The sequence below is a fragment of the Planktothrix agardhii genome, from assembly GCF_904830935.1.
In the GTDB taxonomy this organism is placed as follows: domain Bacteria; phylum Cyanobacteriota; class Cyanobacteriia; order Cyanobacteriales; family Microcoleaceae; genus Planktothrix; species Planktothrix agardhii.
In genome coordinates this window covers 2667220-2689594 of the sequence record NZ_LR882952.1, presented here as the reverse complement: position 1 = coordinate 2689594, position 22375 = coordinate 2667220, and the positions used below count along the sequence as shown (strand labels likewise).

At 37.9% G+C, this 22375-nt stretch carries 21 protein-coding genes; 4 read left to right on the top strand and 17 right to left on the bottom strand.

Annotated elements, in window-relative coordinates:
- Window positions 1–50 precede the first annotated feature (50 nt).
- A complete protein-coding gene (locus NMG88_RS12640) occupies window positions 51–407 on the bottom strand; it encodes a hypothetical protein (RefSeq protein ID WP_254035473.1) in 357 nt (118 codons plus the stop codon).
- A gap of 177 nt (window positions 408–584) precedes the next feature.
- Here NMG88_RS12640 and cdf31 point away from each other — a divergent pair, with 177 nt between their 5' ends.
- On the top strand, window positions 585–1499 hold the full coding sequence (gene cdf31, locus NMG88_RS12635) for a CDF family zinc efflux transporter Cdf31 (RefSeq protein ID WP_042154916.1): 915 nt from the start codon (window positions 585–587) through the stop codon (window positions 1497–1499).
- Window positions 1500–1645: 146 nt separating this feature from the next.
- Here cdf31 and NMG88_RS12630 read toward each other — a convergent pair whose 3' ends face one another.
- Both NMG88_RS12630 and NMG88_RS12625 read right to left on the bottom strand, forming a co-directional pair.
- Entirely contained in the window at window positions 1646–1813 is a 168-nt protein-coding gene (locus tag NMG88_RS12630; RefSeq protein ID WP_193372459.1) for a hypothetical protein, read from the bottom strand.
- A gap of 450 nt (window positions 1814–2263) precedes the next feature.
- Window positions 2264–3658, bottom strand: a complete 1395-nt coding sequence (locus tag NMG88_RS12625) for an IctB family putative bicarbonate transporter (protein ID WP_235751653.1) — start codon at window positions 3656–3658, stop codon at window positions 2264–2266.
- A 184-nt stretch (window positions 3659–3842) separates the two neighbouring features.
- Here NMG88_RS12625 and NMG88_RS12620 point away from each other — a divergent pair, with 184 nt between their 5' ends.
- Window positions 3843–4070 carry an antitoxin gene (locus tag NMG88_RS12620; RefSeq protein WP_254035472.1) on the top strand — a complete coding sequence of 76 codons (228 nt, stop codon included), beginning with the start codon at window positions 3843–3845 and terminating at the stop codon, window positions 4068–4070.
- A gap of 158 nt (window positions 4071–4228) precedes the next feature.
- On the opposite strand, the gene NMG88_RS12615 is transcribed toward NMG88_RS12620, so the two are convergent.
- From NMG88_RS12615 to NMG88_RS12555, 13 genes are all read right to left on the bottom strand, one after another.
- Window positions 4229–4942, bottom strand: coding sequence for an NUDIX hydrolase (locus tag NMG88_RS12615; protein ID WP_042154922.1), 714 nt, complete (start codon window positions 4940–4942; stop codon window positions 4229–4231).
- Entirely contained in the window at window positions 4935–5498 is a 564-nt protein-coding gene (locus tag NMG88_RS12610; protein WP_042154924.1) for a nicotinate-nucleotide adenylyltransferase, read from the bottom strand. Before NMG88_RS12610 ends, NMG88_RS12615 begins: the two co-directional genes overlap by 8 nt.
- Window positions 5499–5529: 31 nt before the next feature.
- On the bottom strand, window positions 5530–6465 hold the full coding sequence (locus NMG88_RS12605; protein ID WP_227350826.1) for an ADP-ribosylglycohydrolase family protein: 936 nt from the start codon (window positions 6463–6465) through the stop codon (window positions 5530–5532).
- A gap of 78 nt (window positions 6466–6543) precedes the next feature.
- Window positions 6544–8337: an SLC13 family permease gene (locus NMG88_RS12600; RefSeq protein WP_042154928.1), complete on the bottom strand. Its 1794-nt coding sequence runs from the start codon at window positions 8335–8337 to the stop codon at window positions 6544–6546.
- Window positions 8338–8431: 94 nt separating this feature from the next.
- Window positions 8432–9898 carry a NupC/NupG family nucleoside CNT transporter gene (locus NMG88_RS12595; protein WP_227350827.1) on the bottom strand — a complete coding sequence of 489 codons (1467 nt, stop codon included), beginning with the start codon at window positions 9896–9898 and terminating at the stop codon, window positions 8432–8434.
- 125 nt (window positions 9899–10023) lie between these two features.
- Window positions 10024–12819 carry a cation-translocating P-type ATPase gene (locus NMG88_RS12590; RefSeq protein WP_254035471.1) on the bottom strand — a complete coding sequence of 932 codons (2796 nt, stop codon included), beginning with the start codon at window positions 12817–12819 and terminating at the stop codon, window positions 10024–10026.
- Window positions 12820–12978: 159 nt separating this feature from the next.
- Window positions 12979–14064: a UbiA prenyltransferase family protein gene (locus NMG88_RS12585; RefSeq protein ID WP_254035470.1), complete on the bottom strand. Its 1086-nt coding sequence runs from the start codon at window positions 14062–14064 to the stop codon at window positions 12979–12981.
- Between the two features lie 28 nt (window positions 14065–14092).
- Entirely contained in the window at window positions 14093–14455 is a 363-nt protein-coding gene (locus tag NMG88_RS12580; protein ID WP_227350830.1) for a DMT family transporter, read from the bottom strand.
- Between the two features lie 111 nt (window positions 14456–14566).
- Window positions 14567–15592: an NAD-dependent epimerase/dehydratase family protein gene (locus tag NMG88_RS12575; protein WP_254035469.1), complete on the bottom strand. Its 1026-nt coding sequence runs from the start codon at window positions 15590–15592 to the stop codon at window positions 14567–14569.
- Window positions 15593–16437: 845 nt separating this feature from the next.
- Window positions 16438–16983, bottom strand: coding sequence for a YdcF family protein (locus tag NMG88_RS12570; RefSeq protein ID WP_042154936.1), 546 nt, complete (start codon window positions 16981–16983; stop codon window positions 16438–16440).
- A 2-nt stretch (window positions 16984–16985) separates the two neighbouring features.
- Window positions 16986–18053 carry an NAD-dependent epimerase/dehydratase family protein gene (locus NMG88_RS12565; protein ID WP_254035468.1) on the bottom strand — a complete coding sequence of 356 codons (1068 nt, stop codon included), beginning with the start codon at window positions 18051–18053 and terminating at the stop codon, window positions 16986–16988.
- 90 nt (window positions 18054–18143) lie between these two features.
- A complete protein-coding gene (locus NMG88_RS12560) occupies window positions 18144–19613 on the bottom strand; it encodes a GMC family oxidoreductase (protein WP_254035467.1) in 1470 nt (489 codons plus the stop codon).
- 8 nt (window positions 19614–19621) lie between these two features.
- Entirely contained in the window at window positions 19622–19993 is a 372-nt protein-coding gene (locus tag NMG88_RS12555; protein WP_036843391.1) for a hypothetical protein, read from the bottom strand.
- A gap of 79 nt (window positions 19994–20072) precedes the next feature.
- Here NMG88_RS12555 and thiO point away from each other — a divergent pair, with 79 nt between their 5' ends.
- Window positions 20073–21170 (top strand): glycine oxidase ThiO, encoded by a 1098-nt coding sequence (thiO, locus tag NMG88_RS12550; protein ID WP_227350835.1) that lies wholly within the window; start codon window positions 20073–20075, stop codon window positions 21168–21170.
- Entirely contained in the window at window positions 21167–21775 is a 609-nt protein-coding gene (locus NMG88_RS12545; RefSeq protein ID WP_042154944.1) for a hypothetical protein, read from the top strand. Before thiO ends, NMG88_RS12545 begins: the two co-directional genes overlap by 4 nt.
- On the opposite strand, the gene NMG88_RS12540 is transcribed toward NMG88_RS12545, so the two are convergent.
- The gene (locus NMG88_RS12540; RefSeq protein WP_081846475.1) at window positions 21756–22253 is read right to left on the bottom strand and encodes an FHA domain-containing protein; all 498 of its coding nucleotides are present in this window, start codon (window positions 22251–22253) and stop codon (window positions 21756–21758) included. The two genes, NMG88_RS12545 and NMG88_RS12540, sit on opposite strands and share 20 nt — an antisense overlap.
- Between the last annotated feature and the right edge of the window lie 122 nt (window positions 22254–22375).

Genomic DNA, 22375 nt, shown 5'->3' with positions numbered 1-22375 from the left:
TTTGGGGGATGGTCTGAAGTAGACCAATTTTTCCCATATATTCTAACAGCTTATTCCCTAACTTGGTCGAGGTATTGATTCACGTCATCAATAATCCGGGTGAGTTCGGCTTCCGTGGTCAGTTTAATCCGTTCATCTCGGACAGTAATTAAGACTTTAGCAGCAAAGGGACTGGGCCAAATATTAGGATTGCAGAAAATCTCTAAAAACACATCTCCGGTATATTGATATTCCATCGGCTTTTGAGGGGTAGGTTTACCGCCAACTGAAGCAGTTTTTGCCGCCACCGTTTTGAGTTTTTGCATTAATTCATCTAGTAACCCTTTTAAATTCCGAGCCGCTTCGGGGGTGAAACGTATGGAAACCGAACCTTGGGTTAAATTAATCGTGAGTGGAGGAATAGACATAGAATAACGATTTAAAACGATAATTGAAATCCTTTAATCTAATTTTACCGTGAAATTAACCTAAATTAACTTTTATATTTTTAGTGAAAATCAATCTCAATAGTCAAATTAATACAAACAGAGTGATATATTAAAAAAAGTTTTTGATCATCGTCAAAACTTCAAAGGAAAAATTTTATGGTTCAGGATAATCGGGCAAAAATTCAATTTGTTTTGTTGCTAACACTGGGTTTAAATCTGTTAGTAATGATGATTAAAATTATTGTAGGCAACATGACAGGTTCTTTGAGCTTACTTGCTGATGCTCTGCATAGTGTTACCGATAGTGCTAATAATGTTTTAGGATTAGTTACGAATCATTTTGCCTCTCCCCATCCAGATCGGGAACATCCCTATGGCCATCAAAAATTTGATGCTTTGGGGGCATTAGGGATTGGTGTATTTTTAGGAATTGCCTGTTTTGAAATTTTTAGTAGTGCCATAAAACGCTTATTTCAAGGCGGTGAACCCGTGACAATTTCTCCTAATGAATTATGGATTTTATTAATTGTTTTAGGAATTAATATTTTTGTTACTTATTATGAACGGGCGGAGGGAAAGCGTTTAGGCAGTGCGATTTTAATAGCAGATGCTAAACATACAATGAGTGATGTTTGGGTGACAATTATGGTGATTGCGGGATTAATTGGGATTTGGCAAGGACAGGTCTGGAATTTACCAAAACTACAATATTTAGACGTAATTTTAGCCTTTCCTGTGGCATTATTAGTATTTAAAAGTGGTTGGAGTGTATTAAAGGAAAATTTACCTTGGTTAGTTGATCAAATGGTGATTGCACCGGAAACCATTAAAGAGATTGTCATGTCTGTTCCGGGGGTGATCAACTGCCATGATATTGCTTCCCGTGGGATGATTGGACGACAGGTTTTTATTGAAATGCACTTAATTGTTGAAGCAACGGATGTAGAAACGGCGCACAGTATTACAGAAGCTGTAGAAGCTGAATTAGGAAAAGAATTTAGCCCCGTCAGAATTTTAATTCACGTTGAACCCCCCCAATATAAATCGGAGCAAATTACCTATGAATCCTAAAGGAATATACCCATAACCCATTACCTATTACCTATTACCTATTACCTATTACCCATTACCTATTACCTATTACCCATTACTAAACAATTTCCTCCCCTAATTCATTAGGAGAGGAAATCAATTTTAACCCCTTAAAATCATTTCCCCTATTTTTTGGGAGCAGGAGCGGGGGTAGCAGGGGCGGGAGCCGCAGGAGGAGGAGTGGTGGCTGCTGGAGGAGTAGTCGTTTCTGGGGTGGGAGCACCACCACAACTCGTTAATAAACAGGAAGAAGCTATGGCTAAACCTGTAACCAAGAAGGCTAACTTTTTCATAGGAGATCTCAAGAAAATTGAAAGTAGGTGAGTGACAAGATTGAGAAAAAATGTACCATAATCCCAGGAATGCTCCTAAATGGTAAGTTAGAAATTAAACCAGAATAGAGATTTTAACTATTCAAGTTTGCACCGCCACAGTTTCAACTCAGTTTGAGTGATTCCGTTGCAGACTTTTGATTTCTATACCCTGAAGAAAACACGACTTTCCTGAGCAGTTAAGGCAAATTTAAAATTTCCCATTGTTCATCTTACACATAATACAGGTTTTTTAAAAAAATGGAAGATCCCCTAGGGAAAATACTGGGATTTTTTGCGATCGCGGTTTCTCTGTCATCGTAAATTTGCGGATGTCCAGGGCTTTAAATCTTACAGCCTTTTTTCTCAGGGGTTGTCCCTATGTCCCGTGACTGCCTCAGCCCCGATGGGCTCAATTGATTGATGATTCTTTTAAACTTGATCGGCTAAAATCCGAGGCTTGGGTTGATAATAGCTGGCAATTAAAGCAATCATTAACCACCATAAAGTATTCACTTGGGGACGGTATAAAACCGTATCAACAAAACCATGACCTATCAGTCCTATTAAGACAGAAATGGCTGCGATCAACCAAAATCCTTGGGTATTTCCTAAAGCTCTGAGTTGTTTTAATTGCACCCATCCTTGATTAAAACTTACGATTAATAACCAGATAAAACAACTTAAACCGATAATTCCGGTTTCAACTGCCACTTCTAACATCACGGAATAGGCACTCAAAGCCGTATAGCGAGGCTGCATATAAAGGGGATAAATCTTATTGAAAGCGACGTTTCCAGGGCCAATTCCTAAGATCGGACGATCTTTAATCATTTCAATGACTGTCATCCAAACATTAATTCTAAAATTATTACTACTATCTCCTCGTCCGACAAACATACTCGCCACCCGATCGCGGATAGCGGGAACAAATACTACTGCTAAGACAAGAAAAAGGGTTAATCCTGTTAATCCGATTGGTAAAGCCCACTGTCGCCAAAAGGGAGGAAAACTAATACTTAACCAATATAATAATAAGACGCAAAAAGTAAACGTTAATAAGACTAATCCAATCCATCCTCCTCGACTAAAGGTTAAGACTAAACAGGATGAATTAACAACGATCATTGTTAATGCTAAAGCTTTCGGTAAAATACCTTTCCAAACAAAGAATGCAGCTAAACTTAAACCGACTGCGGGTAATAAATAGGCGGCTAATAAATTCGGGTTATCTAAATAACTATAAACCCGGGTTAATTTAGATTGGGGGGAGGTGGGATCAACCCAAGTCGCTAAAGCTTTTGCTCCATAAAACCACTGTCTTAAACCATAGACACTTACGAATAAAGCCGTGTGTAAAAATAGGGTAATAAAAATCGAGCGAATTTTAGGCGATCGCAAGATTCTTGACATTAAAGCGAATAAAATTAAATAGAGAGTTAATTTCGTCCAGCCACTAAAGGCAGCTATTTTAACGGGAGATAAAGCCGTGGCAATGGTGGCAATTCCCCAATATAATAAAACGATTAAATGTATGGGAGTAAAGGCAGTTTGTGAGGGTTCATCCGTTAGGGTTAATAATAGCCACCATCCGGCACAAGCGATTAATAAAACCCCGATTAATGCTGTTCCCACAAAAGGAGCTAAACAAAATACAATAGTGATTAATAATGCCCCCAAGGGTTCTCCCCACTGCAATAACCAACTCCCCTGTCGCCATTGATGTAAAAATCCTGTCAACTGGTAGAGAAAACTACTATTACGCCATTGGTAGAGTAATAGATTTTGCAGGGTAAATTGTTGCCAAATAGTGTTTAGGGTGGTCATGGGCTTTAAGGGATTTTGCGATCATGGAATGAAATTCAGACATGAGTATACCTTAATTTACCCGTTGTGAACGAAATTGTCTATTCCTTGTCCTGACTCTGACTCCACAACTGTTTGATGCTAGGTAAATTAAACCCTTATTTTGATATAATAATATTAACCCACCTTCGACAACATTAAAGCGATGGATACTGCTAAACTTTTAAAAAATAGTAATGAACAAACTCTAGTCTTACCCGAAGAATATCAATTTTCTGGGGATGAAGTTTATCTAAAGAAAATTGGGAATGTTTTAATTTTAATTCCTAAAGATAATCCTTGGCAATCTTTATTTGAAAGTTTAAATCTATTTTCTGAAGATTTTATGGAATCCAGAGAACAGCCTGCTATTGAAATCAGAGAGGAATTCTAGGAATGAAATATTTATTAGACACCAATATTTGTATCTACATCATCAAGAAAAACCATCAATCAGTAATTTAAAAGAATTCTCTCGAATTCCTAACTTATTATTAGAAAATTGGGCTTAATAGGGTATGACTTTAACGAATAGGGAGTTAGAGACAAAGATCAAACAAATACTAAGGGTTTATCTTTTAAGGGGGCAAAAGCTTCCGCATCAAATCGATATAAACTTGCAGGTCTACCCGCACCTCTGGATGTTTTTACCCCGGTATCATAGAGAAATCCTAACTTGAGTAAACGGGTTCTAAAATTAGAATAATCGGAAAATCCTTCTCCTAAAATAGTAGTATAAAATTGGTATAAATCCCCTAATGTAAATAATTCGGGTAAAACATCAAAAGCGACGGGACTATATTCTAATTTGTTTTTTAATCGACGATAACCATAGTCTAAAATTTGATTATGATCAAAGGCTAAATCAGGAATTTGATCAATGGGATACCAAGCAATTCCAGTTACTCTATCGGTAATTAATTCCGCTTCTTCAAACCGAACTATGGCAAAATAACTTACGGATAAATAACGAATATTATAGGAATCTGGGGCTTCTCTGGGGTCACGTTCTGGCTCCCCAAAGCTATATAATTGTTCCAAATATAAATTCTCAACTAGAATTTTTTCTGCTAAAATTCTATAGGCTGCATCTTCTAAAGATTCTCCTTTTTGAACTAAAGTTCCGGGTAAACTCCAAGTATTGATAAAAGGTTCTTCTTTTCGCTTAACCAATAAAACCAATAGACGATTTTGTTCGGTATCGACTGAAAAAATTACATTATCAACACCCACTTTAAAATCTTCTAGGATCAAAGTTTTATTCATATAATTTTTCTCGGTTAATATAATCTTGTACCCGGGTCGTTAAAACCTCTGTATTCCCTGTTTGACGATAGTGACTTGAGGAAACGGGTAAACCCGTAACCGTAGCAATAGTTAAGGTCGCACCTAATTTTTTTAGGTGATCTAAATCCATTTCTACCACCTGATAACCCGGTCGCGGAATAATTAATAATTCTACCTGTTTTAATAGGGTTTCTATCTGATACCACTGGGGAATTTGTTGAACTAAATCCGAACCAACTACTAAAGTATAGTCCGCATCAGACCAATAGTTTTTAGCCCTTTTTAAAGTTTCCAAGGTTCGGCGACTACTGAGTTCAGGATGCAAAGCAATATTTGCTTTTTGGGCGTTAATTTCCTCTATTAATAATGATAGCATCGCCATCCGATGTTCTAATAAAGTTTGGTGGGTTTTAAAGGGATTATCCGATGCCCAAACCACGACTTTATCAAATCGTTGAGACAACCAAAGCAGAATCGCTTGATGTCCTGAAGTGGGAGGATCTGCACTGGTTCCAAAGAGGGCGATTTGAGTCATTTTTAATCGGAGTTAATATTATTTAAGATAATCACTCAATTGTTTGTTCTAATCGATCAGCTAAGGCAATAATATCATCTTTTCGGGCTATTTGTTCAACCCATTCTGAAGGAATAGTGTTAAACCCATAATAAATTCCGGCTAAACCTCCTGTGACCGCGGCAGTGGTGTCTGTATCTTCTCCTAAATTAACGGCTTTAAGAATAGCTTCTGGGTATGAAGATGTCGTTAATAAACACCATAAACAGGCTTCTAAAGTATGAATTACATAACCGCTCGATTGAATTTCATCAATTGACAACTGATCAATATTACCCCTAAAAATGCGGTCAAATCGAGAAGATTCTACGGTTAAACTAGGATGATAATAAATCGGTTTTACGGCTTCTATACCTTGAATATAGGCGGATTTTAGGTCTAATCCTTGGAGTAATTTAACCGCAATACTAATATAAATCCCGCAGGCAATTTGGGAACGAAGATGACCATGGGTTAAACAGGAACATTCATGCACCCACTGGATTAATTGATAGAATGACACGGAAGAATATAAATAAGCCATGGGCAAAATTCGCATCAAAGAACCATTGCCATTGCTGCGTTCATTGGTTTCTCCAGCTTCCACGGGATTAACCCCATTTTGTAGGTTTTGAATGGCGTTATGGGTGGTTCCTCCAATATCAAATACAACCCCATGGGCTGTCCATTCTTGATGATAGCGCCAACGACAAAAAGATGCTGCGATCGCGTTTAAATTATAGCCCTGACAAAGACTATCAGCTAAACATAACATCAAGGAACTATCATCCGACCAAGTACCGGGGGGTTGTCGATGGGTTCCATAGCCCGTCATTGTTGTGATGGGGTTTTTTAGACGTTCTTGGCGGCTGGTAAATTCCACCGGAACACCCAAAGCATCCCCCACACAAACCCCGATTAAACCTGATAAAATTGCTGATTTTTTCATATTAAAATCCTTTTATAGTAATCCTAATTTAGACTTAAAAGGCAATAGAGAAAAGAGTAAGCCCTTCAGGGCTTACTACTATAATCCATATAGCCAAATAATTAATAAGGGGGTAACTATTGCTAAGATTAAACTTAAAGGAGCGCCTACCCTGGTGAAGTCGAAAAATTTATATCCTCCGGGGCTATAAACCATTGTATTAGTCTGATAACCAATCGGGGTCATATAACTATTAGAAGCAGCAAAAGTCACCGCATACATAAAAGCAAAGGGATTTAAACCTAATGCTACGGAAACTTTTACGGCAATGGGAATCATCAATACAACTGTTGCATTATTAGAAAGAACTTCTGTTAGGATAGATGTGGCAATATAGAAGCATAATAAAATCCAATAACCGGATAAATGACCACCAAAACCGACTAAAGTATCGGCTAACCATTGGGTTGCACCGGATTTATCCATTGCTATTCCTAAAGGAATTAATCCTGCTAATAGAAATATCACATCCCAACGCACAGAACCATAGATTTCTCCGGGTTTGAGACATCCGGTAATTACCATTAAAATTACACCCGCTAAAGCACTAACTAAAATTGGCATAATTTCAAAGGCTGCGAGAATAATAACACCTAAAACAATCGCCAAGGCAATCCAAGCTTTATCCTGTCTGAGTGTTTCTACATCTCTTTCTTCTAAAACCAGAAGTTCCCTGGTTGTTTGTAACCCAATAAAACTTTGTTTTGGCCCTTGAAGTAATAATAAATCCCCAAATCGTAGGGTAACTTTTCCTAATCGACCTTGAACTAATTCTGAACCGCGACGAATGGCTAAAACCGTGGCGTTGTAGCGTTGACGGAATCTTAAATCTTTTAAAGTGGTTCCGATTAACCGAGAATTGGATAAAATCAAAACTTCGGCTATTTTTTCTTGTCCAGAACTCAAAATAGTTTCTAAAGATTCTTGTTTAAACTTAATATCGGGAAGAATATCTAAGCCTTTTTCATCTCTAATTTTTAGTAAATCCTCTCGACTACTTCTAACAATTAAAATATCTCCAGCAGCTAATAATTTATCGGCTAAAGGTTGAGCAAAACGCATATTATTTTGAATTAATTCTAACACATCTAAGTCAAATTTGCGTTGAATTTCACTTTCTTTAAGGGTTTGTCCCACTAAGCTAGAACGGGGAGTAATTACCAGTTCGCTGACATAATCTTTTAACCCATATTCTGTTTGCATAAGGTCAAAATTTGCTGGTTTGCGGTCGGGTAAAAGTCGAGGGGCAACAACAGCTAAATAAATAATCCCAATAATAAAGGTAATAATTCCTAATCGAGTAAACTGAAATAACTGAAATTCCCCGTATCCCAGTTGTTTAGAAATTCCACTGGCTAAAACATTGGTTGAAGTACCAATAACCGTAATCATCCCTCCCAAAACCGTCGCATAAGATAGGGGAATTAATAATTTAGAGGGAGAAATTTTTTGTTTGCGACACCAATCTTCTACAATGGGTAAGAAAATAGCAACAACGGCTGTATTATTAATAAAAGCGGTAATCGGCCCAACAATTAATCCCATAACTAAAATTTGTTGGCTGGCCGTTGTTCCTCCCCATTTCAGTAACCAATCTCGAACAGTTTGTACAACTCCTGTTTTTGTAATTCCAGCACTTAAAATAAACATTGCCATGACTGTAATAGTGGCGGAGTTGCCAAACCCTGATATGCCTTCTTCGGGTGTGACTAACTTCAAAAGCATTAAAACAACGGTAACGGTAAGCGCAGTTAAATCGACAGGAAGCCACTCAAAAATGAAGGCAATTAAGGCTAGAATAACAATACTAAGGGTTAGAACAATGTTCGTCATGTAAGTGAAATCAGGTAATAGGTAATAGGTAATGGGTAATGGGTAATAGTTGACCTCCCCTGCTCCCCCTGCCTCCCCTGCTCCCCCTGCTCTATTAAGATTTAGGAGAAGGACTGACCTTGGGTGCTGGAGTTGGGGCGGGTGAAACCGTTGTATTAGGGGCGGCTGGGGTACTGATGGCCGGAGGAGTAGCCGCGGGTTCGCCCATAATACTGGGATTTCCATTATCATAGAATCCGGCTAAACAGGCAATCATCAGCGTGGCTAAGGTTCCCCCCAATAGGGCTTTCCAACCCAATTCGGAAATGTCTTTCCGGCGTGATGGGACTAAACCGACCATTCCGCCGACAAAAATTCCCACGGAAGCAACATGGGCAAAACCCGATAAAGCATAACTAACAATTAATACGGTTCTTGGGGTAATTGACCCGGCTTTGGCGGCTTCTGCTAAGGCTTGATAGGGGGGAATGGCTGTTTCTAATAAACGACGACCAATAATTACTGAGGCTGTCCAAGAATCCTCAAAGGGAACTCCAGTTAAAATGGTTACGGGATAAAAAATAAATCCCAAAATATTCGCTAAGGTGACAACTTGAAAAAAGTCTCCTGCTGGACTTGGTAATAAACCCAACCAAGCTGAAAATTGATTAACCAAAGACAGTAATCCTAAAATTAATATCAAAATTGCAGCAATGGCAACGGACATTTTTACGCCATCTAATGCTCCAATAATTGCTGAATCTAAGGGGCTAATTTGATCAATTAATTCTCCACCAATGGTTTGTAATTCATGGGTTCCATCTTCATGCGTAATTAAGTTGTCTTCGGCTTTTTCTTCGGGCAGCATCCCTAATGTTAGGGGTCTTTCGGTTTCAGGAACTAATATTTTAGAAATCACAAAACAGGCGGGAATTGCCATAATTGAAGCCGAAACTAAATGTCCTAAAATATTAGGAAAAACTGGTTTTAGAAAACTAACATAAATCGCTAGAGTCGATGAAGCTGCGGTTCCAAAACAACAGGTTAAAACTGCACATAATTCGGAACGGGTCATTTTTTCTAAGTAAGGCTTGACCACAATAGCGGCTTCAATTCCGACAAAAATATTCGCCGCCCCGCTTAAGGCTTCTGCCCCACTTAAGCGCATGGTTTTATAGAATAACTTGGCAAAAACATTCGTTACAATTTGAATCACACCTAAGTTATATAATAGTGCCATTAAACCGGAGAAAAAGATCACCGTTGGTAATGCTCTAAAGGCAAAAATATAACCTAAATTAACATCGGGGGTTGTTCCAGGAAGGGGAACAATATTTTTTCCAAAGACAAATCTAGCGCCAGTATCAGCAGCATAAAACAAACTATCAAGCAGACTGCTAAACCATTCTAAGCCTGTTCTTGTAGGCGGAAATAGAAAGACTAGAAAGGCTAAAACTAATTGTAGGCTAATCCCTAAACCCATGGTTCGCCAGGGGACAACTCGTCTATTTTCTGAAAATAACCAAGCAATAAAGCAAAGGCCAAAAATTCCCAAAAATGAAATAAGATTCAGGTAAGTCATAAGTGGTTTTTGAAGGATTTATTGATTGTATTCTGATTTCGTTTGGCTTTTGTTCTTGTGCAAAGCTACCATTAACGCTGTTAAACGTCAATCTGGATAAATACTGGTTCTATTTTCAATATCAATTAGCGACGATTGATAAACCACTTATAAACCACTTTTTCCATTTCAATCCAGATAAACATTAATGCACTAAAACCTAAACAAATTGATAATTCAGTGAAGCTTAAAAAGTGAGTTCCAAAGAAATTTCTCAAGGGAGGAAAATAAATTAATAGTAACTGAAGAACCGTAGTTAATGCAACAGCACCCCACAAATAGGGGTTGGTTTTAGGATTCATTTGGATGGTCAATTGAGTATCGGAACGAACTGCTAAAGCATGACCCATTTGGGCTAAACATAAGGTTGTAAACACCATGGTTTTCCAACGTTCAGGGTTAGGAGTGCCTTGAGTATAGTTGTAAGCCCAAACCATCAAAACAATTGTTAAAATGGCAAAAACAATCCCAATTCTCACCATATATAACCCTAATCCTCGCGCAAAAATACTTTCGCGGGGATTATAAGGTGGACGTTGCATTACCGCAGGTTCAGCAGGTTCCATTGCTAATGCTAAAGCGGGTAAACCATCGGTAACAAGGTTCATCCATAAAATTTGTAACGGGATTAACGGCACACCCCCGCCTAAAAGGGGAGAAGCCGCAATCACTAACACTTCCCCAATATTACTACCGAGAATATATTTAATAAAACGGCGAATATTACTATAAACAACTCGCCCTTCTTCTGTAGCGGCGACAATGGTAGCAAAGTTATCATCCAATAAAATCATATCACTGGCTTCTTTGCTAACATCAGTTCCGGTAATTCCCATCGCAATCCCAATATCTGCCTGTTTCAAAGCCGGAGCATCATTAACACCATCCCCAGTCATTGCTACAAATTCACCATTTTTTTGTAAGGCTTGAACAATCCGTAGTTTATGTTCAGGAGAAACCCGGGCGTAAACACTCACATCTTCAACTTTTTGTTCTAATTCCGTTTGAGTTAATTTCTGTAATTCCTGACCTGTTAAACTTAAAGAATCTAATTCGGCAATGCCTAAATCTTGAGCGATTACCTTTGCAGTTAATTGATGATCTCCAGTAATCATTACTGGACGAATCCCCGCTTCTCGACATAGTTTAACCGCTTCTCGAACTTCAGGACGAGGCGCGTCTAACATTCCTACTAATCCTAACCAAACTAATTCCTGTTCGGCACTTTCTTCCTCGCCTTCTGGTGGTAATATTGTTAAAGGGCGAGTGGCAAATCCTAAAACCCGTAAACCTTTACCAGCCATGGCATTATTTTGTTCGAGAATTATTTGACGGTCTGCTTCTGCTAACAAAACATTTTGATTACCCACAAGAACCGAAGTACATTGAGCTAGAATCAACTCCGGTGATCCTTTAGTAAACATCACACATTCTGGATTTTCATGGTCTTGAAGTTGACAAATAACACTCATCCGCTTCCGTTCTGAGGAGAAAGGAATTTCAGCAACACGAGGTTTTTTGTGATTTTGAATGTCTCTAAATAAACCTACTTTTCCCGCTAAGGATAATAACGCTCCTTCCGTGGGATCTCCTAGAATAATCCATTTATGATCATCTTGTTGTAATTGAGCATCATTGCACAAAACACAAGCGGTTAAAATCGGTTCTAAAACTTCAGAATCCGAGGAAATTGTGTTATTTTGTTCCGAGGTTATCAGTTGTAATTCCCCTACTGGATCATACCCTTCTCCGGTGACTTGAAACACTTGATCAAAGGTTTGAACCGATTGCACCACCATTTTATTTTGGGTGAGAGTTCCGGTTTTATCCGAACAAATAGTCGTCACAGAACCCAAGGTTTCCACCGCCGGGAGTTTCCGAATTAAAGCATGGCGTTTGACCATTCTTTGTGTACCAATAGCCAGAGTAACTGTTACCACCGCAGGTAAACCTTCTGGAACTACCGCCACCGCCATACTTAGGGATACTTCTAATAAATCTTCTAAACTATGAAAACTGCCCGTTTTGATCACGCCACCCACCACAATTAGGGCAACCAAGGCTAAAGACCCACTAACTAGCACATTCCCTAACTGGGTCATCCGTTGCTGGAGGGGCGTGGGTTCGGTTTCTACCCCCTGGATCATTTCGGCGATGCGTCCGAGTTCCGTGGTCATTCCGGTATTGGTGACGATCACTTGTCCCCGTCCCTGGATCACTTCCGTCCCCATAAATACCATATTCAGGCGATCGCCTAGAGGAGCATCTTCGGTCAACTCCATACTCGGTTTTTTAATTACCGCTTCTGCTTCCCCGGTTAAGGCCGCCTCACGCACCTGCAAATTTTGGGCTTCAACTAGGCGACCATCGGTCGGAATTTGGACTCCAGCCTCCAGAAACATGATATCCCCCGGAACCAGTTCTTTCGCTGCCAGTTCTTGCATTTTGCCGTCCCGCACCACCCGAACTCTAGGGGAAGACATTCGTTTCAGGGCAGCTAGAGCCTGTTCTGCCCGGCTTTCTTGGAAATAGCCCAACATCCCATTCAAAATCACAATTGAAAAAATGGCAACGGCGTCCTTGGGGAAGTTGCCTTTGCGAAAATCAATCACGGCGGATACAATGGCTACAGCAATCAGCATCACCAGCATAATATTAGTGAACTGATCCCATAAAATTTCCAAGGTACTGCGACCAGGAACTTCTTTTAATTCATTCAGACCATACTGTTGTTGACGCCCAATCACTTGTTCTGACGTTAACCCGGTTTCACTATCTGTATCAAGGATCTGGAGAGTTTGATCCGCACTCAAGGTATGCCAGGTTTTGAAGGGTGCTAAGGTTGAATCAGAAAACATTGATGAGGATTCGGGAGATACCATTGTCTAAGTCCTAAAAGTTCTAGCTAATCTACTCTAATTAAATCATAAATCATTAATCCTGATAATTATAAAATTCCCGAAGAAATTGCCTCGGAAGTATTGGAAATTGCTTTCTTCGTGTCTTTGTGCCTTTGTGGTTTATTTTTATTGAAGAATAAATTAATTAAATAAATGAATATTAAAATACAAAATTACTAAATAAGAAATTAGCCAGATTATCAAACTTAATTTAATTGTCGGATCTTGAATTAAAATCCGGCTGGGTTCTTCTCCATCGGCTAAAACCGTCACTAACCATTTATAGTGCATCACCGCATAATAAACAATGGGAACCGTAATCACTAAAGAGGGATTTTTACCCGATTGGATTGTGAACAAAGCATAGCACATAATCGTCATAGTTGCGGTGCTATTTAACAGAGAATCTAAATAGGGTAAGGTATATTGAGACAAAACCGGACGTTGTTGATTTTTACTTCCCCGTTGATAGAATAACTCTAAATAGGATGGTTCTGAATTGGGTAATTTAAAATCTAGCGTTGTTGAATTTTCGGGATCAAAACTTTCTTGATTAGTTTGAAGATGTAATAAAGATAATAATTCCGAACGTCGTTTAGAGAATCCTAAAAATAGAGTTAGAAAAAACGTACATAAAACAATCCAAGCCGTCGGCATATCTCCTAAAACATAAATTCCTGCTAATAGTCTGAGAACAAAGCCAAAGGCAATGCAACTAACATCAAATAAGGCTAATTTTTTGAGTTTTAGAGAATAAATAATATTATTGATAGCGTAGAGTAAAACACAAATAAATGTGGCTATTCCTAAGCTATAAGCACCTAGAAGGGAAACCGTTATTAAACAGAATGCGATCGCTAATCCGGTTTTAATAGAAACTTGACGACTGGCAATCGGACGATACTTTTTTTTCGGATGCTGGCGATCGCGTTCGCGATCTTGAATATCATTAAAAATATAAATTGCCGAAGCCATAGCCGAGAAAAAAATCACCGTTAATATTGATAATAGAATAGACTGGGGTTCTAATAGTCTCCCCCCAAATAAAAGTCCCGCCAAACAAAATAGATTTTTTGTCCATTGGTGGGGACGAAGAAGTTTAATTAGGGGGGGCAAATTTGAGGATTTAACGGCTACAAATACGGGATCAGTTGAATTATCATTGGTTTCTAATATAGATTTAGAATCACCCAAATAATGGTCTTGATCTGGTTTTTCCATAATCATTGCAATTTCCTAAAAAAATGTTAATATTTTAACGAGACATAATAATAATTCCAGCAATAATTAAACTTAATCCTATGATTTGATTTAATCCAAAACGCTCTCCTAAAAATAGGTTTCCCATCAAGGCAACTAAGCTAAAACCAATGGCAGCAAACACTGGATAAGCAACAGAAACAGGTAAACTATCAAGAGCTTTAGCAAAAACAATTAAATTAATTCCATAGACTAAAATTGCTGCCAGAAACCAAGGAGATAATAACAGGGTTAATAAACCCGGGTCGGGAGCTTCTATTCGAGATTTTTTTAGTAATAAGTTACCGATTCCACTATTAATAGCGGCGATTAAAACTAAACTCCATGAAATCCAGTTAATTGAGTTGATATTGTTCACGGTTTGTGATTATAATGGGGGATTGAATTATTCTTAATCATCCTTAAAGTCTTAGATGGATTATCCTTAAAGTCTCAGATGGTGCGTGCGCTGCGCTTACGCACCCTACAATTAGGAGAGTTGTTTTAAGACCCAGAGTAGTTTTTCTTTCACGGGGCGGCGATGGGCAGATCCGGCTTTTTCCGCTTGTAGTTGATTATAGTTGTTTTTGAACCAATCATAACTTTCTCGGAACATTTCATCATTAGAATATTTGGGTTTCCAGCCTAATTTTAGCAGAGGATCGACATCAAAATAAAATTCTTTGTGATAGGTTAAATAATGCCAAGGAGCTAGGGGACTTAATCCCATCCAGTCTAACAGTTGTAAAGTGCCAATTGTTAATCCTGTTGGTAAACTTTTAACCTGAGAATCTGTTCCTGCATACTCAATTAAATGTTCTAATCCTTCTCGTAATGTGCCAAAGCGATCGCTTCCCACATTATAGATCCCTGGTTGACCTAAATCCAGAGCTAAAAGATAGGCGTCCATCAAATCATGGGCATGGACAAATTGAAATTGAACGTCACCACTCCCAATCACATAAACGTTTTTTCCTTCTTGAATCCATTCAAATAATATCTGAAAAATTCCTAATCTTCCTTCTCCTAAAATAGTTCGGGGACGAATGACAATTAATGGTAAACCAGTTTGATCACAGATATTTCTAACTGCTAATTCCCCGGCTAATTTTGCCCGTCCATAAATTTCAACCGCTTTAGTGGGGGTATCGTTTGTAATCGGACATTCAGCATCCCCAAATAGGGCGCTAGAACTCATGTGAATAAAGCTTTTAACTCCGGCTTTTACTGCTGCTTCGGCGGCGATTTTACTGCCTTCTACGTTGACTTCCCAGAATTTATTACCGGATTTTGTTAAGGGAACTAAAGCTACATTATGATGGACAATATCAATATCTTTCATGGCTTTTTCGACCCCGTTGCGATCGCAAATATCACAGTTAATAAATTCAATCTCTGGGGGACGGGTAGGATCTTCCCAAATATCTAAAATTCTAACTTCTTCCCCCCTTTGATATAATCGTCGTGCAATTAAATTGCCTAAAAATCCCGATCCTCCCGTAATTAAGTGCTTCATAAATTTCTGTTTTTCCTCGACACCACTTGTTTCCTTGTATCATAAACAAAAGTTACCCATTCGTAAAGGTTTAACTTAACTTGCGGTGGGAAACAGGTAGAAGTTGACCCTGAGAATAATAGAAAATTTGATCAATCGGATTTGCGTTCAGTATTTTAATTTGATAAGATTGATAAGTTTTAAAATCGAATTATAAAGCTGATTAAGGGGTTGTTTGTCTTGGAAAAATCTATAAATTTCATAGCCTAAAATTAAGCCGGGATAGATAATTACTGATTCTTTGGACAATAAAGCGAATACAAATAAGATATAAGAACTGAATATCCATAACTTATTAGAGTTATTTTTGTAATGTAAATAACTACTAAAAGCCGCTAGAAAAAAACAAGTTGCTACTACATCAGAACGACCCGAAATCTAAGTAACTGCTTCTACATGACTGGGTAAAACTAAAAACAAAAAAACCTGCAATCATAGAAATGGATTGACTCAGTTTTGTAGATAAATGACTATGTATTAATAGCTGAGAGGAAATAAAATACACAAAAAAGCAACAGAATCCATGAAAAATAATGTTAGTGAGATGATAGCCGACAGGATTTAGCCCCCAAATTTGATAATCTAAAAATAAAAGTATGGAAATTATTGGTCTAAAAAAAACATCGGGCGCAGTTGTCCAGACCCCAAATATTCCTCTGGTTTTAATTTGATAAACTCAGGTAAAATCATCAGCCAGAAAAAAAGAATTGATAATCGTCGAGTAAATAATAAGACTAAGGAGAATATATAAAATTAAAGTTCCCAATCCGTGCCGATTTTTAATCATAGTTTGTTTGAGCATTTTTTTATTTATATTGATAAAATCTAATTAAATCATACACCAAAGCTCCCCATTCGTAAAGTAAATGAGCAGGTAAATAATGATAAAATACAAGACGTAGTGGCATTGTTCGATTCGCCAGTTCAGGATAAGAAGTAATCACCTGTTGAACCTTATAACCACAGAGTTTAAACATTAACTTACTCCTAAGTGCATGGGGTTTATTACAATATAAAATTACTTCTTCTAAGGGCCATTGTTCCTGTTTTTCTAACCATTTTCTTAATAATCTAGCATTATCAAAAGTATCCAAATAGGGGCGGTCTTTAACGTTTTCAGGAACAAAAATCTGGAGTTCGGGACGATGATTTAGGAGATATTTTGCCGCATAATCTTCTTCTGATTCTGGACAACCAAAACAATTCCCTGGAGAAATATACACTTTTTCATTTTCAGAAACCTGCTTTAAAACTTGTTTTAAAACTGCTTCAAAATAATTCGATAAAAAATAATTTTGGGCAAAGTCTTCTCTAAAAACCAATCCTTCTGTCACGACAATATGGCTAACCATAATTAATCTAATCCTCCATAATTCTCAAAGATCCATTTTAAACTTCTTCGCATTCCTTCTTCTAAAGCAATTGTCGGATTATAACCTAATTCGCGTTGAGCTTTCGCAATAGAGCAAGCAATAGTTTTATTCATTTCTGAGAGAACATGAATTTTTTGATGATAAAATCCTAAACTTTGTAATGTTCCATCAACAACTAAAGCAATTTCACTGGCTAACCCTGGTAATTTTAAGCGTTTATGGGTGCAGGATTGCTGAAATTCCGTTTCTAATAAATGTTCTATGGTATTAATGATATCATTCATGGAATAGGGTTGTTTATCTGCTATCCAATAGGTTTCTCCGTTGGCTTTTTCGGTAATTGCTGCTAATATTAATCCTTGACAAATATTATCCACATAAGCCATAGATCGTAAATTATTCCCATCTCCAACTATTGGCCCCTTTCCATCTCTAATCATCTTAAAAAATAGGGTTTGACGTTGGGGTTGCTGGGGGCCATAAAACCAAGGAGGACGGATAATAACTGTTTCAATTTTCCCCTGTTGCTGATAGCTATTTACGGCTAATTCCATTAACATTTTTGAACACCCATAATTCATATAGGGATGATAGGGAGAGGTTTCATCAAATAAATGATCGGGATGGGGATTACAACCACAGGGAGAATTTGAAGATACAATAATAGCTCTTTTTATTCTAGCAGAAATGGCGGAATTTAATAGATTTTTTGTTCCTTCGACATTAATTTGATAAAAGTCAGAAACTTTTTGAGGATGAATAATTCCGGCGGTATGAAATAAAATAGCATTTTCGGCATTTTCACAAAAGCGATCGCAATCTTGGGGATTTCTTAAATCTCCTTGATAAATTTCAATCTGATCTGATATTTTATTTAATACTTTTGGGTTTTGATCTGGTAAAATTAAACAGCGAATTTTTAAATTATTTTGAGGTTGACTTAGGGGTTCAAAATCTGCTAATCCTTTGACTAAAGATTCGACTAAATTAATTCCTAACCAACCTAATGCACCAGTTATTAAAACTAAATTTGTGTTGAATTCTATCATAATTTTATTTGTTGTTGTGCTTCAGCACAATTACATTTGTTGTGCTTTAGCACCATCTTATGTTGATAAGATGCGCTTAAGCGCAACAACTTAGGGATTTAGGAATTTTAACGCATTTCGACGCGCGATCGCCATAATTGTACCTTGGGGATTGACTCCAGGAGCGGTACAAAGTAAACTGGCATCAGCAATATATAAATTATTGAATCCATGAACTTTACCAAAGGAATTAACCGCACATTTTTGTAAATTTTCTCCCATTGGACAGGAGGAAAAAACGTGAACTGTCATTAAATTAGTTTGTTTTATAGGAAGTTGTTCCGGGATTTTATCTAAATCTTTGGGATGGGTCAAGGTCAAACTATTGGAAATACTAGGATAGAGAATTTTAGCATCCGCTTCAAATAATAATAGGGCTAATTTTTTTAATGCTTCTGATAAGTTTTTTAAGTCTTGGGATGTTAATTTATAACGAACTAAAGGATCACGATAAAATGGAATATTTCTGATCGAACCATAACCTTCCCCTGTAATCATAGCATAATAAATTGCCATTTTGTGCCAATTTTTTTGCACTTCTTCTGTATATTCAGGATGATCAGTCATTCCCACAGATAAATAGGGAGGAGAACTAATTGAACAACCAAAACTAAATTTAGGGGAAAATTCTTTAACTTGATGAACGGGAACTCCCATATCCAAGGTGTTAATATCTTGATCAAATTGAGCAATTATTTTAACTGTTGGGTGCATTCTTAAAGAATTACCAATATTATTTTTAATTCCACTTCTTCTTAATAACGCTGGGGTTTGAATTGCACCACAACAAACAAATACTGTTTCTGCTTGAATTTTGATAGGTTGTTTGGGAGAGTTATTAACTTGATGATAACCTGTTAAAATCCAATTATTATGATTTTGATTAATATTTTGTATCCAAGTATTTGCTAATAGTTTGCATCCGGCTTTTAAGGCTCTGGGAATAAAGGTTTCAGTCATGGATTGTCGAGTTCCTTTAGGAATTGCGGTTTCATCTAATTCTTGATAACGAAACCAGCGAGGAACTTCTAAAGATTGCCAATTTAAACGGGTTGCGCCTTCGTGTAATTTCAAGGAAGCAGTGGGAGCTTTTCCGGGTAAATAACAGACATTAACCGCTTGTTCGCAGGCTTCAAAATGTGGAATTAAATCGGCTTCTGTTAAAGATTCTACTTGAAATTCTTGACTCCATTGTGCTAAAATATTAGGGGGTGTCCGATGATATAATCCGCTATTAATTTCACTTCCTCCCCCCACACATTTACCTTCCACATATTGAATTTTAGGTTGACCAAAGGCTGCTGTTATACCGCCATTACGATATTTTTGCACCATTTCTTCAACGGAAAATGGCTGACAGGATTCTAAGGATAAATAGGCTCCTTCTTCAATTAATAAAACATTCCGTCCAGCTTCAGCCAATAAACAGGCGGTAATCGCTCCTCCTGGGCCAGAACCAATCACGGCAATTTCAACTTTTAAAGGAGATTCAGATGGGGAAATCAGGTTAAATTCAGACATGATAATTATTAGATATAATTCGAGAATTTTATATGATCAGATTGCCAATATAATACCACTAAACTTTCATAAAACCTGATCAAATCCCGACAAATTTGCAATGGGGAACTTTTCCAGGCTTGAATTTGCTGTTGACGCACAGATGGTGATTGAGCATGAAAGAATAAACCTGTACGCAGCAGCCCCCAAATATCAAAAATTAATGTTAATATAAACAAGGGAAATCGCAGATAATCTGGCATTCTATTCTGTTGTTTTATGACAAAATTAACCACAGAATTATTAGGAAAATGCTGGGGAATTGGAGAGGATTTAAACCGATAATCAATTAAAGAATAACACAGGGCGGAGACAGTATTAGTAAAAAATCGTTTAATCATTGTTAACCTATAGAAAAACAAACCCTAAAAGTTTAAAATAGAAAACAGATTCAATTCCTAAGATGAACTTTTAAATTTTATGCAACAACATAGTGAAATTATTCTAATCGGTGGCGGTTTAATTGGCTTATCCCTCGCCGTCGAGTTAAAATGCAAAGGAGCCACGGTAACGGTTTTGAGTCGGGACGTCCAAGAATCGGCGGGTTTAGTCGGAGCGGGAATGTTAGCACCCCAATCCGAACAAATTCCCCCTGGCCCTATGCTAGAATTGTGTTTACGCAGTCGCGCCCTTTACAATGACTGGACGCGCAAACTGGAGGAAATCACCGGGTTAGATACGGGATATTGGCCCTGTGGGATCTTGGCTCCGGTTTATGAACGTCCCCACTGTACCAGTTTAGATGCTACTCCAGACACCCCCAGCTATTGGTTAGAGCCCGAAGCCATTTTACAACAACAACCCGGGTTAGGGGATGATATTGTCGGGGGTTGGTGGTTTCCCCAGGATGGTCAAGTTGATAATCGTCGGGGGTTAATCAAAATATTGCAAAGGGCGGCTCAGGAATTAGGGGTTAAAATAGTTGAGGGAGTTACGGTAGAAAAATTAGTTATTTTTCCTAATCAAATTATCACAGAAGTTCAGACAAATCAAGGTAAATTTAGAGCAGATCATTATATTTTAACGGCGGGTGCTTGGTCGGGAAAATTATTATCAATTCCCGTATATCCCCGAAAGGGACAAATGTTATCAGTGCGGGTTCCAGATAATATTAAACCATTACCTTTAAAACAGGTTTTATTCGGTTCAGATATTTATATTGTACCGCGTCGAGATGGTTTAATTGTGATTGGAGCCACATCCGAACAGGTGGGTTTTACCTCCGGTTTAACCCCGAATGGAATTGAAAATTTACTCTCAGGAGCTATTCGATTATACCCAGGATTAAAAGAGTTTGAAATTCAGGAATTTTGGTGGGGATTTCGACCGGAAACCCCTGATTTATGCCCAATATTAGGGCCTAGTTCTTGGCAAAACTTAACTTTAGCAACGGGTCATTATCGCAATGGGATTCTATTAGCTCCGATTACGGCTCAATTAATTTCTAATTTGGTATTATATCAACAATATGATCCGTTATTAAATTATTTTAAAGGCGACCGCTTTCAATTATTATGAAATGGGTATGTGATAATTTAGATTTACAAACAGATTTAGTATTTATTCTACAGTGGATGTTTGTAACTTTGGTTGGATTTGTAGTTAGTTTAATTTGGATAGAAATTGGAGAAAAACCGGATTTAGGAGCCTTAGAAGGAGCCATTGGCGGATTAATTATCAGTCTAGCCCAATGGTTTATTTTAAAACAATATATTTCCCAAAGTTGGCGATGGATTTTTGTTCATGTTTTCATATTCAGTATCATCGCCTTAACTCCCCTCGGACTCTTGGGTTGGGTGGCTCCGCGCACCTTAAATCTTACCCCTAGAATTGTCTACGGGTTGATAGAAGGAGTGAAATTAGGACTATGTTTAAGCCTAGGACAATGGTTGGTCTTACGCACCGAAGTATTTCACGCCTGGCGGTGGATAGTAGCCAGTATCATCTCTTGGGGAGTAGCCTTACCCATCGGTTGGATATTTGGAGGAATGATGCGTCAGGGGACAAGCTTCTTTCTCGGAGACGTTTTAGGGTTAGTCCTAGTTTGGATAATTGTCGCGGCGTTGAATGGAATAGCACTGACTCGGTTATTGTGGTATCCGATTAAACCGAATGATTGGTAGGAAGTTTCAAGTGTTTATACTTATCAACCTTGGTTATCTCATCGTTGGGATGGGAAAATAGAGGTTCAGCAGTAGATTCATAAGACCTAACTTCCCCAGAATATAGGGTTTCTACTTCCTTCTGCTGTTCCGGTCGATTGAGGTCGATTCCTCCATTTAATACCATTTCCGTCGGATCGGGTAAAATATTTAAGAGTATTCTAGGGCCAGAGATTGCCAAGTGAATCACCTGTCCATCTACTAAAAGAATTTGTTTAACCGCCTGTCCATTGATATAGGTTCCATTGGTTCCTAGATTTACGACCAGCCAATTTTTTCCAACACGACAAATCTCGACATGATGACGGGAAACGACCGCACTATAGAGGACAACATCATTCTTGAGCGATCGCCCAATCCGAATCATATTGTCCTTGTCAAATACCCAACTGCGGACAGGAATCGATTGGAGAGGATGTAATAACGTTAGTCTAATCACATTGGGACAATCCAACAATCAACAGCTATGTCATGAACCTATTTTTAATCGGAAATTTTGAATTCTTGGTATTTAGGGAATAGGGAATAGAATCAAAAATTTCCTCAATTTTGGGGTTTAAT